The organism is Nonomuraea sp. NPDC050153 (assembly GCF_044460125.1).
Classification (GTDB): Bacteria; Actinomycetota; Actinomycetes; order Streptosporangiales; family Streptosporangiaceae; genus Nonomuraea.
On record NZ_JBITJQ010000003.1, the window covers coordinates 399,096 to 413,915 of the forward strand.

Sequence of the window (14,820 nt, forward strand, 5' to 3'; positions counted from 1 at the left end):
CCCCCAAATGACGTTCGGAGGAACACCAGCATGGCACGCACCCTGAACACCCTCGCCGGCTTGTCGACAGCCCTTGTCGTCCTCGCCGGCTGCTCATTCGACTCCGGGAGCCCCGACCCCACCGCGAGCGGCAGCTCCAAGCTGGTCATCGCCGACCTGTGGGCGCCCGACTCCGGGTACGCCCTGGAGACCGACGACGCCTTCACCCTCACCCGCGCCGGCTGCCTGGAGACCCTGGTGGCCGTGGACAAGGACAACCAGGCTCAGCCCGCTCTGGCGACGGAATGGAAGCAGACGGCGCCCAAGTCCTGGACGTTCACCATCCGCGAGACCAAGTTCCAGAACGGCACCGCGCTCACCGCCAAGGTCGTCGCCGACGATCTCAACCGGCTGCTGAAGGCCACCGCGCCGCCGCGCAGCTTCGCCCCCAGCGTCATCTCCTCGGTCACCGCCGTCGACGACCGGACCGTACGGATCGACACGCCCGAGGAGGACCTCTTCCTGCCGCTACGGGTCAGCGTCCCCAACACCGGGATCCTGGCCCCTGAGGCGTTCTCCGGCACCACCACGAACCCGGTCGGCACCTGCACCGGACCGTTCAAGATCGCCAGCATCGGAACCGGCCAGTCACTGTCGCTGACCGCCAACGCCGACTACTGGGGCGGGGAGGTCGCCCTCGGCAGCGCCGAGATCCGCTACGCCGAGAGCGGCGCCACCCGCGCCACGCAGCTGCGGGCCGGTGAGGTCTCGGTGGCCGCCAACCTCCCCGTCACCACCCTCACCACCCTGAAGGGTGACAACAACATCACTCTGCAGCAGACTCCGCTGCCCCGCACCACCGGCCTCTACCTCAACACCCGCAAGGCCCCCTTCGACAAGGTCGAGGCCCGCCGCGCGATCCAGAAGGCCCTCGGGCTCGACGCCATCGTCAAGGCGGTCTACGAGGGCACCGCCACCGCGGCGGCCGGACCGTTCACCCCCGACGAGCCCTGGACACCGGCCGACCTGAAGCCCGTGCAGGGATCCGCCGCGGACGCCAAGGCCGCCATGACCGCCGCCGGCATCGACCCCGGCTCCCTCGACTTCGAGCTCATCGCCTACTCCGACCGGCCCGAGTTCGCCGACCTCGCCCAGGTGATCCAGGCGCAGCTGGCCGAGGCCGGCATCACCGTGAAGATCCGCACCGGGGAGTACGCCTCGGTCGAGGACGACCTCATGAGCGGCAACTTCCAGGCCACCCTGCTGTCCCGCAACCACCTCATCGACCTGCCCGAGCCCATCAGCGTGCTGCGCTCGGACGAGACCTGCAAGGGCAGCTTCAACCTCGCCGGATACTGCAACGAGAAGGTCGACACGCTGGTCAAGGAGGCCGGGAGCACGGCGGACCCGGCCAAGCGCCACGCCCTCTACGGTCAGATCGCCAACCAGCTGGCCACCGACGTGGCCTTCGTCCCGCTCGTCCACGAGAGCCTCACCATGGGGGTCGCGGACAGCGTCCAGAACCTGCCGACCGACCCGCTGGAGCGAACCCTGCTCACGAAGGACACGAAGCTCTCGTGACCACGACTTCCCCGGAAGACACCGGCACCGGGACGGCGCGGCGCTACGTCGTCGACGTCGTCCCCGGTGACGGCATCGGCACCGAGGTCGTCCCCGCCGCCGTGCGCTGCGTCGACCGCCTGGCCGAGACCTTCGGGTTCACCGTCGAGTGGCGCGACCGCGCGTGGGGGTGCGACCACCACCGGGCGCACGGGCGCATGATGCCCGTCGACGGCCTCGAACAGCTGGCCTCCGCCGACGCCATCCTGCTGGGCGCCGTCGGAGCGCCGGACATCCCCGATGACGTCACCCTGTGGGGTCTGCTGATCCCCATCCGCCGGGAGTTCGTGCAGTACGTCAACCTCCGGCCGGTTCGATCGCTGCCCGGAATCCACTCGCCGTTGCGCTCGGGCGCCCCGATCGACCTGGTCGTCGTACGCGAGAACGTCGAAGGCGAATACAGCGAGGTCGGCGGCCGGGTCAACCGCGGCCGGCCCGGCGAGTTCGCCGTCCAGGAGGCGGTGTTCACCCGGACCGGCATCGAACGGGTCGCGCGCTTCGCCTCCGACCTGGCCCGGCGGCGCTCGGGCCGGCTGATCTCGGCGACGAAGTCGAACGGCATCATCCACACGATGCCGTTCTGGGACGAGGTGGTGGCCGAGGTGGTCGCCGGCAGCGGGGTGGAGCTGGAGAAGGTGCTCATCGACGCCTTGGCCGCCCGCCTCGTGCTGCGGCCGGAGAGCGTCGACGTCATCGTCGCCTCCAACCTGTTCGGCGACATCCTCTCCGACCTCGCCGGCGCCCTGGCCGGGTCGATCGGGGTCGCGCCCAGCGGCAACCTCGACCCCACCAAGACGTACCCGTCGATGTTCGAGCCGGTGCACGGATCGGCGCCCGACATCGCCGGGATGGGCATCGCCAATCCGGTCGGCACCCTGTGGGCGGCGGCCATGATGCTGGACCATCTCGGCGAAGCCGCCGCCGCGGCCGGTCTCGTCTCGGCCTTCGAGCACGTCCTTCGCACGGGGACCGCCACCCCCGATCTCGGCGGAACGGCGAGCACCGAGCAGTTCACGACCGCCGTCCTGCACGCCCTCGCCGAGGGACCGCCGTGAGCACGGACCGGCGATCCGGGGCGCGGCCGGACCTGCTGGACGCGACCGCCGTCCGGCGCCGGCTGCACCGGCGGCCCGAGATCGGCTTCCTCGAGATCGAGACCGCGGACCTTGCCTGGAGCCTGCTGTCCGACCTGGGCTGGCGGCTCCGCGGCGGCCCCGACCTCGTCGACGTGCACGATCACCCCGGTCTGCCGGGCCGCGACGAGCTCGACGCGGCCGTCCAGCGGGCCGCCGCGCGGGGCGTGCCGGCGGCGTCGGTGCGCCGTTTCCGTGACGGGAACACCGCGTTCGTCGCGGAGTTGCCTGGCGATCGTCCGGGTCCGCTGGTCGGCCTGCGGGTGGACATGGACGCCCTGCCGATCAAGGAGAGCCGCTCCGGCGGCCACCACCCCGCGGCCCAGGGCTTCGGCTCGGGCATCGACGGCGCGATGCACGCCTGCGGGCACGACGGGCACGTGGCCATCGCGCTGCGGGCGGCGGCCCTGCTGTCCGACAGGCGCTTCCCCGGCACCGTACGGCTGCTGTTCCAGCCCGCCGAGGAGGGGGTCCGCGGCGCTGCTCCCATGGTGGCCGCCGGGCTCGCCGACGACGTGGACGTCCTGCTGGCCGTCCACCTCGGCTTCGGCACCCCGGACGGATGCGTCGCGGCCGCGACCGAGCTGTACGGGACCTCGAAACTGCGCGCGGAGTTCACCGGGATCGCCGCCCACGCCAGCGGAGCGCCCGAACAGGGCCGCAGCGCCCTGCTGGCGGCGGCGACCGCCGTCCTGGGCCTGCACGCGCTGCCCCGCTACGCGAGGGCGACGACCCGCGTCAACGTCGGGACCCTGCACGCACCCGGCGCGGCGAACATCGTCAACGCCCATGCCGTCCTCGACGCGGAGGTCCGGGCCGACGGCGCCGCCGAGCACGACGACCTGGAGCGGCGCGCCCGCGACGTCCTCCACGGCGCGGCCGCCATGCACGGCGTCACCGTGGACATCGCCAGAACCGGCTGGGCGACCAGCGCGACCACCGACGGCGCGATCCTCAGCAGGATCGAGGCCCTCGCCCCGAACTGCGGTCTGCGTCTCCTGCCACCGCGGCCCCTGCGCGCGAGCGACGACGCGACGCTGTTCATGCGGCATGTCCAGGAACGCGGCGGACTCGCCGGATACCTTCTCGTGGGTGCCGGAACGTACGGGCCGCATCATTCGCCGACCTTCGACCTGGACGAGTCCGTGCTGGCCCCGGCTGCCGACCTCCTGACCGCGCTCATCCGATCCTGAGGTTCTCCCGAGTCGGGGGACATCCGGCCGGTCGCGGAAAGCGGCGGCACGGAACACGTCTCATGACGGGGCCTCTGACGTCGGCGCTCGGGCTCGCGCGCCTGGCGAGGGCCGGTGGCGGGTTCGCCGGGGCGGCTACCCCCACACGGCCTTGCCGAGGATGGCGCCCAGGCCCGGCGTCTTCCAGCGGTCGACGACGATCACCTTCTTGGCCGCGTGATCCTCTTCGGGGTCAGCCGCCGTCGCGGAGAGCGAACCGCTCGGCGAACGCGGACATCTCGGCGCGCTGCTGTTCCGGCTCCGCCGAGGCGGGGCTGACGACGAGGCGGGTCACGCCCTGCGCGGCCAGGGCCTCGACCCCTTCGGCGGACATGCCGATCGACCCCCATCGGGTGTACTCAAGCGCGCCGGGGTCGCGGCCGGCCTCCACGGCGGCGGTCCGGGCCAGCTCCCATTGGATCGCGCGTTCTTCCGGGGCGAGCGCGCCGCCGGGGAAGTAGCCGTCGCCGCGCCGCCCGGCGCGCCGTGCGGCCACCCGGCTCGACCCGCCGACGTGGATCGGCAGGTGGGTGGCGGAGTGCGGCTTCGGGTAGCTGGTCACGTCCTCGAAGCCGAAGAACTCGCCGTCGAAGCTGACGCCCTTCTCGTCGCCTTCCCACAGCAGCCGCAGCACGTCGATGGCCTCGTCGGTACGTCGTCCGCGGGTGCCGAAGTCGACTCCGATCGCCCTGGCCTCGCCGGGCAGCGTGCCCAACCCCACCGTGAGCAGCCGCATCCGTCCCTTGGACAGCACGTCGATGGTCGCCAGGCGCTTGGCCAGGACCACGGGGTGGTGGTACGGCAGCAACAGCACGGCGGTGCCGAGCAGGATGCGCCGGGTGGCCGCCGCGACGAAGGCCAGGCAGTCGAGCGGGTCGGGGTAGGGCAGGGACGGCGGGAACTCGAACGGGCCGTGCCTGGCGCCGGGATACAGCACGACGTGCTCGGGCAGGTACAGCCCCTCGAAGCCGCAATCTTCAGCATGGCGGGCAAAGGCCACGAGCCTGTCGGGGTCGAGCCCGTCGGCCGTCGAGTAGCTGATCGCGAATTTCATCGTCATCCTCAGGGTCGGGATTCGCGGTCACGCTACATCCCTGACGTCAGTGTCAGGGCAAACGCGGCTCACTCCTGAGGTGAGCCGAACACGACGGCGAGAAGCCCGGGAAGGCGCGCCTCGAGATCGTCCCTGCGCAGGGTGAGGTGGCTTCCGCTCCCCGAACGGACGCGAGCTCGAAGACATAGGTCACGCACAGTCGTCAATTCCTCACGATTGGGCGCGAATCATCTGGCGGACCGATAGGGTCAGAAGCCGCAAATCGATCAGAGGGGTTCAAATAGAACCTGCCCCGTGATCGGCCGGCTCGCACGATCAGGAGAGACGATGATGCACCCCCCGTCCGGCTCCGGGCCGGGGTTCCATCCCCCTCAGCCGCCCCCCGGGCATCCCCAACCGTACGCACCCGGGCAGGCGCCCGCGCCGTACCCGTACCCACCGGTGCGACCCCGGCGCAGCGCCTGGCGGGTCGCCGTGGGGCTCGTCGTCGCGGGGTTCGGGCTGCTGGCCGTGCTCGGCGGTGGCGCGCTCATCGCGCACGCCTACTCCAACAGCCGGCAGGTCATCCACAACCCCGAGTACTCCAGGGAGCTGTGGCGCAACGTGCCCGTCGAGACGCTGTTCCCGCCGCAGCTCGGCCGGGAGCACCCCGACAAGGGCTATACCTCCCCGAACGACGAGCGCGGCTGGACCAGGGCCGCGATCTCCACCGACACCTCCTGCCGGGCGGGGCTCTCCGGCGAGCTGGCCCAGGTGGCCGCCAAGCAGGGCTGCGTCGCGACCCTGCGCGCCACGTACGTGGACGACACCGGCGGGACGGCCGCCACGGTGGCCCTGGTCGCCTTCCGCGCCCTGGGCTCCGGCTCCGACCTGGAGGGCATCGTCCGTGAGGCGCAGCGGAAGCCGGACCACGCGGTCCGCGCTCTGGCCGCGCCCGGCACCCGGTGGAACGACTCCGCGCGCACCGGGAACGGCGGGCGGATCGTCGGGGACGCGCCCATGTTCGTGGCGGTCACCACGGGCCCGGCGGACGGCCGCAGGCCCGGACGGCTGCCCGAACCGTGGGGCAGGCGGGAGTTCCCGCAGAGGGAGGACCGCGAGGCGTGGGCGTACACCGCCCAAGGGCTCGCGGAAAGCCTCGCCACCCGGCTGTACGCCGAGACCCGGAAGGTAGGGGCATGATCCGCAGGTTGACCTGCGCGGCCGCGCTGGTCGCGGGCCTGGTCGCGGCCACCGCCGCGCCGGCCGTGGCCGAGGCGCCGCAGGGCTGGGAACAGCAGGCCATGAAGGTGGCCGCCGCGCAGCGGCTCGGGCAGGGCAAGGGGATCACCGTCGCGGTCCTGGACACCGGGGTCATGAAGAGCCATCCGGAGTTCCGCGGACGGGTGACGAACGGCCCCGACTTCATCGGCGGCGGCGCCCGGCCCGGGCAGTCGTACTGGGGCGCGCACGGCACCGCGATGGCCTCCAGCGTGCTGCGGGTCGCCCCCCAGTCGCGGGTGCTCTCGGTACGGGTGATCTGGGACCGGGAGGACCCGGCGCGCAAGCGCGCGGAGGCCGCCGCCAAGTCCGGGCAGATCGGCGCCGACAAGGAGAGCGTCAAAGCGGGCACCGCGCTGGCCAAGGGCATCCGGTACGCCGTCGACAAGGGCGCCCGGGTGATCTCCATGTCCCTCGGCACCGACGAGTGGGGCCTCGGCAGCGGCTACGACGAGACCACGGCCGCGGCCGTCGACTACGCCCTCGGCAAGGGGACCATCCTGCTGGCCAGCGCGGGCAACGGCGGATCCACCGACCCGCTGGAGGTCGACGCGAACAACGTCGTTTCCTACCCGGCCGCGTACCCGGGAGTGATCGCGGTGGCGGCGACGGGGCCCGGCGGCGTGCGGGCGAAGTTCTCCCAGGTGCACACGTACAACGCGATCAGCGCGCCCGGCGTGGACATCTACGCCGCCGACAACCGCGGCGGCCACCGGGCGGGCGACGGCACCTCCCCCGCCTGCGCGCTCGCGGCGGGCACCGCGGCGCTGATGTTGTCCCGCAATCCCGGCCTGACACCTCGGCAGGTGCGCGACATCCTGGTGCGGACCGCCAGGAAGCCGCCGTCGGGCTACAACGTGTTCGTCGGCTTCGGGCAGATCGACGCGGCGGCGGCGGTGCAGGCGGCGGGCGCGGCCAAGGACGCCAAGATCGCCGCCGCCCCGTACAAGGGCAAGGAGTACTTCGGCGGCGGACCGGTCGCCGCACCGACCTCCAACCCGCCGATCGACATGTCCTACGTGGCCGTGGGAGGCACGGCGGCCGGGGTGGGGCTGCTGTTCCTGCTGGGCGCGGTCCTGCTGCTGCGCCGGCCACGCGCGCGCCCCATGCCCGGCCGCCCGACGGGCGGCGCCTGACGCGGCGCGGGCCGGGCGAGTACGGCGGCGTACTCGCCCGGCCCGGCCGGTGACGGGGCTCGTTACGGCGTCACCGGAACGCCGCCGAAGGTCACGACGAGGCGGCCGTCCGAGGCGAACGACCAGTTCAGGGTGCCGCTGTAGGAGGAGCAGCGGGACCCGTTCGAGCCGGACCAGAACTGGTTCGAGCTGTCGGAGTTGCCGACGATCCGGTCGTTGGTGCCGCTGCCGCTGCGGCACGAGACGTTGTTGCGGAACACCGAGGTGCCGGCGTCGAACGAGAAGTTGCGCTCGGTGTTGTCGATGCTGACGTTGTCCGACACCGACATCGTGCCGGGGTTGCGGTTGTAGGTGAACCCGTGCTTGCCGTTGCGGTACGCGATGTTGCGCCGGATGGTGTGGTTGACCGCGATGTCCTCGCCGCCGAGCTTGTAGCCGTTGCGGTCACCGTTGCCGGCCTGGCCGCCGTTGCTGAGGGTGCCGTTGTTGTACGACAGCGAGTCCTCGATGGTCACCGCGCCGATGGCTCCCGTGTCCGTCTTGGTGTAGAGGTCCCATCCGTCGTCGATGTTGTTGCGCGACACGCAGTAGCGGAAGACGTTGCCGGAGCCGACGGTGAGCTTCGCGGCGAAGCCGTCGGCGTCCTCGCCGTCGGAGTCGGCGTTGTCGTGCGACAGCGCGCTCAGGATGAGGTTGTTGGCCGGCCACTGATCGCGGGGGGTGTCCGAGGCGATCCGCGAGAGCTGCAGCCCGGTGTCACGGTTGAAGCGCGTCACCGTGCGCTCGATGATGTTGTTGCTGCCGCCCACGAAGATCCCGTTGTCGCCGGCACGCTCGACGATGACGCCGTAGACGTGCCAGTACGACCCGTTCAGGGCGAGGCCGCGGTTGGCCGAGTCCTCGCTCTGGGCCGAGAAGTTCAGGATCGGGGTCTCACCCGGGTAGGCGGACAGTTTCTTGCGGGCGCTGGAGGTGCCGTTGTTGCCCGCCGCGATGGTGACCGTCGACGAGAAGTTGTAGGTCCCGCCGCGGACGTAGATCGTCCCGCCGGCGGCGATCCGGGTGATCGCCGAGGTGAGGGTCGTCGGGTCCGACTGCGTCCCGGTCGCGCCGTCCCTGCCGTTCGGCGCCACGTACAGCGTGGCACCCGACGGCGGGGGAGTCGTGCCGCCCGCCTCGACGTCGATGTAGTCGACGTTGGGCAGGCCGTTCGCGGTGGTCGGGTTGAGCTGGACGGTGTTGCTGCCCGACCTCAGCGTCACGGTGAGCGTCTTGGTGACCCAGGTGTCCCACGTGCCGGTGCCCTCGTACGAGACGCTCTGGACGGTCGAGCCGTTGACGATCAGGTCGGCGGGCCGGGCGGTCGTGGTCCCGTTCGCGAACCGCACGCCCACCGTCGCCGTTCCGGCCGCGCCGGCGTTGACGGTGAACTGGGCGCCGGCGCCGGTGGCGTTGTTGGCGTTGCAGAATCCGCTGCCCGAGTATCCGGACCAGTTGCTGTCGATGGTGCCGGTGCAGACCGCGGGCGAGCTCTCCGCCTCGTACCGCGTCGGGGCGGCCTGCGCGGCGGTCGGTGACAGTGCGACGAACACACCGGCTAACAGGCCGGCGCACGTGAGGACGGCTTTCAGGCGCATCATCGTTCTCCATGGGGTCGGTACGGTGGCGCGGGCGAAACCGAGGCCACAGTAGGAAAGCGCTTTCCCCGCGTCAATGCGCCACTGCAACCCCGCTGCCTCGGAAAGCATCGCCGCTGGCCAGGGATTCACCGCAGGCTCGAACCGCCGGTGAAACTTTCATCCCGCCCGCGAAACCGGCCGTGCCCGGCCGTGGCGGGCCGTGAAAGCAGGGGTTCGAGCAGCCCTTCGAGGAGTTCCTTCCGATCGCGGGAAATCTGCTGTCCATGCCGATCCGGCCGCAGCTCCGCGCCTACACCGTGCGCACGCCCGAGACGGGGTGGACCGCGCAGCGGCCCCTTCTGCCGAAGCCCTGCGAGTCCAGGTGATCATCGTCGGGCGGGCTGCCCGCCCGACGATGATCTACCATGCTGCCATGCAGCACCTTTGTGACTGACCAGCACATGTCCGGCAGCCCGCGCCCCGCGGAGCCGACGACGTCGCCCTTTCCGACACCGCTGGAGTCACCGAGTGTTCTCTGCATGCCGCCGGCCTTCCGGCAACCTCTTCGCGCTGCTGCGCGCCGACCCCGATTTCCGGCGTCTCATCGGCGCCTGTGCGCTGAGCCTGACGGGCGACTGGTTCGCCTTCGTCGCGTTGAGCGGTTTCGTCTACCACAGCACCGGCTCGCCGGGGTGGACGGCGCTGCTGTTCGCGATCAACTCTCTTCCCGGAGTGCTGCTGTTCCCGGTGATCGGCCCGCTCACCGATCGCTTCGACCGGCGGCGTCTTAGGATCGCCTGCGACCTGGGCTCGGTGGTCCCGGTCGCCGGCCTGCTGGTCGCCTTCCATACCGGATCGGTGGCAGCGGCTCTGGTCTGCCTGGCCGTGCTGTCGGTGTTCGCCGCGGTGGCCGGGCCCATCCCCGAGGCGGCGCTGCCCAACCTCGTCTCCGGCAAGGACCTGTCCGTGGCCCAGACCGCGCTCGGCAGCCTGTACTCGGCCGGCCTACTGGTCGGGGCCGGGCTCGGGGGCGTGGTCACCGCCGCCTGGGGGCCCTCGGCCACGCTCGTCGTCGACGGCGCCTCGTTCGTCCTCTCCGCGCTGCTCGTCGCGCGGATCAAGCGGCCGTTCTCCAGCTCCGTGTCGACGCGCCGGCTGCGGGTACGGGCCGATACCGCCGAGCTCTGGCGGTTCCTGCGGGCCACCCCGGTGGCCGCCGCCTGGCTGTGGCTGACCGCGGGGCTCCGTCTCTGCTACGGAATGGTCGGGCTCCTGCCCGTCTATGCCCTCGACCGCTTCCACGTCGGCGACGCGGGCGTCGGCGCCCTGTACCTGGCGCAGGGGCTCGGCGCCGTGCTCGGCCCCTTCGCGGGCCGGCGGCTCGCAGGCGGCTCGACACGTCGGCGGCTGTACGTGGCCGCGGCGGCCCTGGCCGTCTTCGGGCTCGGATACCTGGTCCTCGCCCACGTCTCCGGGCTCGGCCCGGGCCTGGCCGCGGCCCTGGCCGGCCACCTCGGGGTGGGCGCGTGCGCGATCCTCGCCCTCAACGGCCTGCAACTGGCGGCGCCCGATCACCTCCGCGGACGTGTCATGGTGCTCGTCTTCAGCCTCTCGTCGGCGCTCCAGGGCGTGTCGACACTCGCGGTCGCGCCCATGACCGCGGCCCTCGGCATGACCGACACCACTCGTGTCCTCGGGCTCCTGGCCGTCGCGTACGCGATCGTCTGGTCGACGCGCGTCCGGGGCTGACGACGGCGCCAGAGCCGGCGCGCGATCGTGACGCTCGCGCTCTCCTGGCGCCGCCCACGGGTGGGCGGTGGCACCATGGTGAGTTCCGTTTGGCGGGGGGATCGGGGTGTCTTGTGCTTGATGTCGGGCCGCTGCGCAGGAACAAGCAGTTCCAACTGCTCTGGGTCGGCAGCGCCGTCTCCCAGGTGGGCGTTGAGCTGGCGACGCCGCTGCTCGTGCTGGCGCTCACCGGATCGCCGGGGTGGGCTGGGGTCGTCGCGGGCGCGCGTACGGCCGCGTCCGCCGGCGCCATCCGGTGGACCCGGTGCACGTCGCGCGCGCCGGCGTACGGCATGGTGAAGTCCTCTGTGGCGTCGTCACGCCCGATCAGGGCGACGGCCGGGAACGGCGCGTTGTCGCGCCACGCCTGCCGTCCACGAAGAAGATCCCTTCGCCCCGTCGCCCTGACGACGAGACCACCGGCGTGTCAGTTGCGCAGGATCTGGTTGACCAGCGTCGTGACCCCGAGGGCGTCCAGGAGCGACGAGGAGTTCCCCGTGACCTCGACGGCCGGGGCCTCGACGCTTATCCAGTTCTCGGTGTTCGTCCAGTTCGCGCTGCTCATCGAGGTCTCGGCGCTGGCCCAGTTCTCGGTGCTGCTCATCGCGACGCAGGGCACCGCGCCCGTCCAGACCTGGTCGAACAGTTGCGTGACGCCGATGGCGGTCAGCAGCGACCCCGCGGAGGCCGCCGTGGTGCACGGCCGCGCGGGGACGGGGGCGAACAGGCCGTCGACCAGGCCGACGACGCCGCCCGCCTTGTACGTGGGAACGCCCGTCGAGTTCGTGGCGCCGCACGCCCTCGCCCGGTCGAGCCAGCGGCGGAGCAGGTCCTGGTCGTACGACACGTACGACTGCGGGCTGCCCACGTAGCTCGTGCGGCTGGACCACGACGGACCGAGCGCCGTGCTGTAGTAGATCGATTCGGACACTGCCCCGACGTTGCCCTTGGCGCCCGCGGCCAGGGGCGCGAGCGGCCGGTCGTAGCTGAACAGGCCGTTGTCGCTGCACGAGACCGTCTTCGCGGTTCCCTCTTCCGCGGCCGCCGGCCCGGCGTTCAGCAGCAGGCCGGAGGTCGCGGCGAATGCGGCGATGGCGTGCTTGTACATGGTGCTCCCTGCGGATGGTAATCAGGTTATCCGCAGAGATCATTACCCTTAGTGATGGTTGAATTACTTCATAGTTGTATCTAGCCCTCTTTACCGTGAGGTCCTATTCTCGCGACTCGTGAAACTTCTCATGTTCGGGGCGATGGTGGGCGCCCTCATGATGCCCTTATCGGGGACCGCCCAGGCGGCTACATACCCCGTCAAATCCGACCAACTAACAGCCAACCCGCTCTATGAAGCGGGCGCACTGCCGACGACCACCTGCGCCGAGCCGGCCCTCAAGCCGAACAACCGCAAGCAGGCCCGCGCCTATCTCGACGCGATCGTCGCCTGCCTGCAAACCACGTGGGAGCAGCACCTCACGAACGCCGGCCTGACCTACCGGCCGGTCAAGGTCCGGCACATGGACCGGATTCCGAAGAAGTACTGCGGCTTCGACATCGGAAAGGAGAATTCCCAGGCCTGGTACTGCGACCGCAACGAAACGCTGGTCTTCCAGCTCGGGAAGGACTGGCTGGCGGAGCCGGACGACCTCTGGCTGTTCGACACGGCGGCCTCCGTGTACGGCTACCACGTGCAGAAATTGGTCGGAATCGCCAAAGCCTACGATAAAGTGCCCTACGGCAAAAAGGCGGAGTTGTACGAGCAGGAGCGCCGCAAGAGCCTTCAGGCCGAATGCTTCGGGGCCGCCTTCATCAAGAGCGTCTGGCCGATCGAGGGCAGGAACCTGAGCGACTGGAACGCCCTCGTCCGGCTCCTGCAGAGCGACGACCCCGACACGATCCGCGAGTTCGGCAACAATGCCTCGACGCGCTACTGGCTCAAGCGCGGATTCGCCGCCGGTGACCCCGGCTCGTGCAACACCTGGGCGGCCCCCTCGTCCAAGGTCGCCTGACCGGACGGCCGCGGTGGTCCACCGGGCCACCGCGGCCGGCTCGATAAGATCAGCACATGCATCCCCCCATCGAGCCGCACGACCACGGCCTGCTCGACACCGGTGACGGCAACCTCGTCTACTGGGAGGTCTGCGGCAACCCGGAGGGCAAGCCCGCGCTCGTCGTCCACGGCGGCCCCGGCTCGGGGTGCAAGACGGGGGTGCGCCGCCTCTTCGACCCGGAGCGCTACCGGGTCGTCCTGTTCGACCAGCGAAACTGCGGCCGCAGCCGCCCGCATGCCAGCGACCCGTCCGTCGACCTGAGCACCAACACGACCCACCACCTCGTCGCCGACATGGAGCGGCTGCGCGAGCACCTCGGCATCGACAGGTGGCTGCTGTACGGCGGCTCGTGGGGCTCGACGCTGATGCTGGCCTACGCCGAGGCCCATCCGGAACGCGTGTCGGAGATGGTCATCGTGGCCGTCACGACCACGCGCCGCTCCGAGATCGACTGGCTCTACCGCGGCGTGGGGCAGTTCTTCCCGGAGGAGTGGGAGCGCTTCAGGCAGGGCGTCCCGGAGGCCGACCGCGACGGTGACACCTTCGCGCTGCTGGCGGCGTACTCGCGGCTCCTGGCCGACCCCGACCCCGAGGTCCGCGCGAAGGCGGCCAGGGACTGGGTCACCTGGGAGGACGCGGTGATCTCCATGGAGCCCAACGGCAAGCCCAACGCCTACAGCGACCGCCCGCCCGAGGCGTTGCTGGCATTCGTCCGGATCTGCTCCCACTACTTCTCCAACGCCGCCTGGCTGGAGGAGGGCGTGCTGCTGCGGGAGGCGGGGCGGCTGGCCGGGATCCCCGGCGTGCTGATCCACGGCCGGCTCGATCTGGGCGGCCCCCTCGTGACGGCCTGGGAGCTGGCCAGGGCCTGGCCGGACGCGAAGCTGGTCGTCGTGGACGACTCGGGGCACACCGGCAGCGGCACGCTCACCAAGGAGCTGTCCGCCGCCCTCGACGGCTTCGCCGGGCGCTGAGGGACCCGCGGCTCGCGATCGTCTGGGGCGTCAGGACGGCGCCAGTGGTGACCATCGCCTCGCCGTCGGTCGATTCCGAACGGATGAGCCGCGGGTCCGCAGGGACAGCGCGCCGGCAACCGCCCACTCGCTGACCTGCAGCAACAGTAGCTTCGCCAGATATCTGGGCACCACCGAATTTAACGCCCGTGCGCGGAGGATTCCCCTGCTGTGCCCGCGATCGTCACCCGCGGGCGTCTCGAAAATGTCTCATAAAGTGTCTCAATATCAGGCGGACAGATGGCGGTAGAGCGTGGCGCGTGAGACGCCGAGGGTGCGGGCGATCTCGGCGGCCGTGTGCCGGCCCGAGTCGTGCATGCGCCTGGCCCGCTCGACCGCCTCCGGCGTCATCGCCCCCGGCCTGCCCCGGCGGCGCGCGTCCCGCGCCGCGGGCTCGGGACGGTCCTCCAGCAGGCGTTCGACCCCGGCCAGCACGGCTGGGCGCAGCATCTCCGCCGGCAGGTCGGCGAACATCACGACAGGGTCGCTGAGCATGCCGAACGCCTGCGCCGCCCGGATGCGGTCCACATGGTCGGCGAGCGGGCCGGCGATGATGTGCTGGGCCAGGTAGGCGGCGTCCCTGAACCGCTCGAAGACCGACCCCTCCGAGGCCAGCGCGAGGTCGCGCATCTGCAGCCGCAGCAGGTCGCGGTGCGCCAGCCAGACGTCGAGCAGGCCCTCGATGACCGCCCACCGCTTCTGCCGCTCGTCGCTGCCCGGCGCGCGGCCGGCCGCGTCGATCGCGGCCTCCATGTCGGCCAGCAGCGGCTCGGCCAGGGCCGCGATGATCTCCTTCTTGCTGGGGAAGTGGTAGAGGACCGCGGTCTTGGTCAGCTCCAGCCGCTCCGCGATCTCGCGGATCGAGGTGGCGTGATAGCCCCGCGCGGCGAACAGGTCGTGCGCCACCTGGAGGATCCGCGAGCGAGTGTCGTCCGTCACGC

The 14,820-nt window shown here is 71.3% G+C and carries 12 protein-coding genes; 8 read left to right on the forward strand and 4 right to left on the reverse strand.

The window, feature by feature from the left end; all coding sequences use genetic code 11:
• Window positions 1-30: 30 nt before the first annotated feature.
• From ACIBQ1_RS10395 to ACIBQ1_RS10405, 3 genes are read left to right on the forward strand one after another with little or no spacing between them, the layout of a single operon-like run.
• Window positions 31-1,560 (forward strand): ABC transporter substrate-binding protein, encoded by a 1,530-nt coding sequence (locus ACIBQ1_RS10395; protein ID WP_397276224.1) that lies wholly within the window; start codon window positions 31-33, stop codon window positions 1,558-1,560.
• Complete coding sequence (locus tag ACIBQ1_RS10400; protein WP_397276226.1) at window positions 1,557-2,654, forward strand: tartrate dehydrogenase; 1,098 nt, start codon at window positions 1,557-1,559, stop codon at window positions 2,652-2,654. The genes ACIBQ1_RS10395 and ACIBQ1_RS10400 overlap by 4 nt, the downstream gene beginning before the upstream one ends.
• Entirely contained in the window at window positions 2,651-3,925 is a 1,275-nt protein-coding gene (locus tag ACIBQ1_RS10405) for an amidohydrolase (RefSeq protein ID WP_397276228.1), read from the forward strand. Before ACIBQ1_RS10400 ends, ACIBQ1_RS10405 begins: the two co-directional genes overlap by 4 nt.
• Window positions 3,926-4,157: 232 nt before the next feature.
• On the opposite strand, the gene ACIBQ1_RS10410 is transcribed toward ACIBQ1_RS10405, so the two are convergent.
• Window positions 4,158-5,018, reverse strand: a complete 861-nt coding sequence (locus ACIBQ1_RS10410) for a TIGR03619 family F420-dependent LLM class oxidoreductase (RefSeq protein WP_397276229.1) — start codon at window positions 5,016-5,018, stop codon at window positions 4,158-4,160.
• A 327-nt stretch (window positions 5,019-5,345) separates the two neighbouring features.
• On the opposite strand from ACIBQ1_RS10410, the gene ACIBQ1_RS10415 reads away from it, so the two are divergent.
• Together ACIBQ1_RS10415 and ACIBQ1_RS10420 are read left to right on the forward strand one after the other, a co-directional pair.
• Window positions 5,346-6,200, forward strand: coding sequence for a hypothetical protein (locus ACIBQ1_RS10415; protein ID WP_397276231.1), 855 nt, complete (start codon window positions 5,346-5,348; stop codon window positions 6,198-6,200).
• Window positions 6,197-7,414: a S8 family serine peptidase gene (locus tag ACIBQ1_RS10420; RefSeq protein WP_397276233.1), complete on the forward strand. Its 1,218-nt coding sequence runs from the start codon at window positions 6,197-6,199 to the stop codon at window positions 7,412-7,414. Before ACIBQ1_RS10415 ends, ACIBQ1_RS10420 begins: the two co-directional genes overlap by 4 nt.
• 62 nt (window positions 7,415-7,476) lie before the next feature.
• Here ACIBQ1_RS10420 and ACIBQ1_RS10425 read toward each other — a convergent pair whose 3' ends face one another.
• Window positions 7,477-9,054 carry a carbohydrate-binding protein gene (locus ACIBQ1_RS10425; RefSeq protein ID WP_397276234.1) on the reverse strand — a complete coding sequence of 526 codons (1,578 nt, stop codon included), beginning with the start codon at window positions 9,052-9,054 and terminating at the stop codon, window positions 7,477-7,479.
• 507 nt (window positions 9,055-9,561) lie between these two features.
• Between ACIBQ1_RS10425 and ACIBQ1_RS10430 the strand changes: the two genes are divergently transcribed.
• Complete coding sequence (locus ACIBQ1_RS10430) at window positions 9,562-10,782, forward strand: MFS transporter (RefSeq protein WP_397276236.1); 1,221 nt, start codon at window positions 9,562-9,564, stop codon at window positions 10,780-10,782.
• Window positions 10,783-11,248: 466 nt separating this feature from the next.
• Here the strand turns inward: ACIBQ1_RS10430 and ACIBQ1_RS10435 are convergent, their stop codons facing one another.
• Entirely contained in the window at window positions 11,249-11,929 is a 681-nt protein-coding gene (locus ACIBQ1_RS10435; protein ID WP_397276238.1) for a hypothetical protein, read from the reverse strand.
• Window positions 11,930-12,071: 142 nt separating this feature from the next.
• Between ACIBQ1_RS10435 and ACIBQ1_RS10440 the strand changes: the two genes are divergently transcribed.
• Window positions 12,072-12,824 (forward strand): neutral zinc metallopeptidase, encoded by a 753-nt coding sequence (locus ACIBQ1_RS10440; RefSeq protein WP_397276240.1) that lies wholly within the window; start codon window positions 12,072-12,074, stop codon window positions 12,822-12,824.
• A gap of 56 nt (window positions 12,825-12,880) precedes the next feature.
• Window positions 12,881-13,840 carry a prolyl aminopeptidase gene (pip, locus tag ACIBQ1_RS10445; protein WP_397276242.1) on the forward strand — a complete coding sequence of 320 codons (960 nt, stop codon included), beginning with the start codon at window positions 12,881-12,883 and terminating at the stop codon, window positions 13,838-13,840.
• A 267-nt stretch (window positions 13,841-14,107) separates the two neighbouring features.
• Here the strand turns inward: pip and ACIBQ1_RS10450 are convergent, their stop codons facing one another.
• Window positions 14,108-14,818, reverse strand: coding sequence for a TetR family transcriptional regulator (locus ACIBQ1_RS10450; RefSeq protein ID WP_397276244.1), 711 nt, complete (start codon window positions 14,816-14,818; stop codon window positions 14,108-14,110).
• Window positions 14,819-14,820: the final 2 nt, after the last annotated feature.

Bases quoted from the DNA above. Each gene is read 5' to 3' on its own strand.
- ACIBQ1_RS10440 (WP_397276240.1), top strand. From the start codon at position 12,072: ATGGTGGGCGCCCTCATGATGCCCTTATCGGGGACCGCCCAGGCGGCT.
- ACIBQ1_RS10415 (WP_397276231.1), top strand. From the start codon at position 5,346: ATGATGCACCCCCCGTCCGGCTCCGGGCCGGGGTTCCATCCCCCTCAG.
- pip (WP_397276242.1), top strand. From the start codon at position 12,881: ATGCATCCCCCCATCGAGCCGCACGACCACGGCCTGCTCGACACCGGT.
- ACIBQ1_RS10425 (WP_397276234.1), bottom strand. From the start codon at position 9,054: ATGATGCGCCTGAAAGCCGTCCTCACGTGCGCCGGCCTGTTAGCCGGT.
- ACIBQ1_RS10420 (WP_397276233.1), top strand. From the start codon at position 6,197: ATGATCCGCAGGTTGACCTGCGCGGCCGCGCTGGTCGCGGGCCTGGTC.
- ACIBQ1_RS10435 (WP_397276238.1), bottom strand. From the start codon at position 11,929: ATGTACAAGCACGCCATCGCCGCATTCGCCGCGACCTCCGGCCTGCTG.
- ACIBQ1_RS10410 (WP_397276229.1), bottom strand. From the start codon at position 5,018: ATGAAATTCGCGATCAGCTACTCGACGGCCGACGGGCTCGACCCCGAC.
- ACIBQ1_RS10395 (WP_397276224.1), top strand. From the start codon at position 31: ATGGCACGCACCCTGAACACCCTCGCCGGCTTGTCGACAGCCCTTGTC.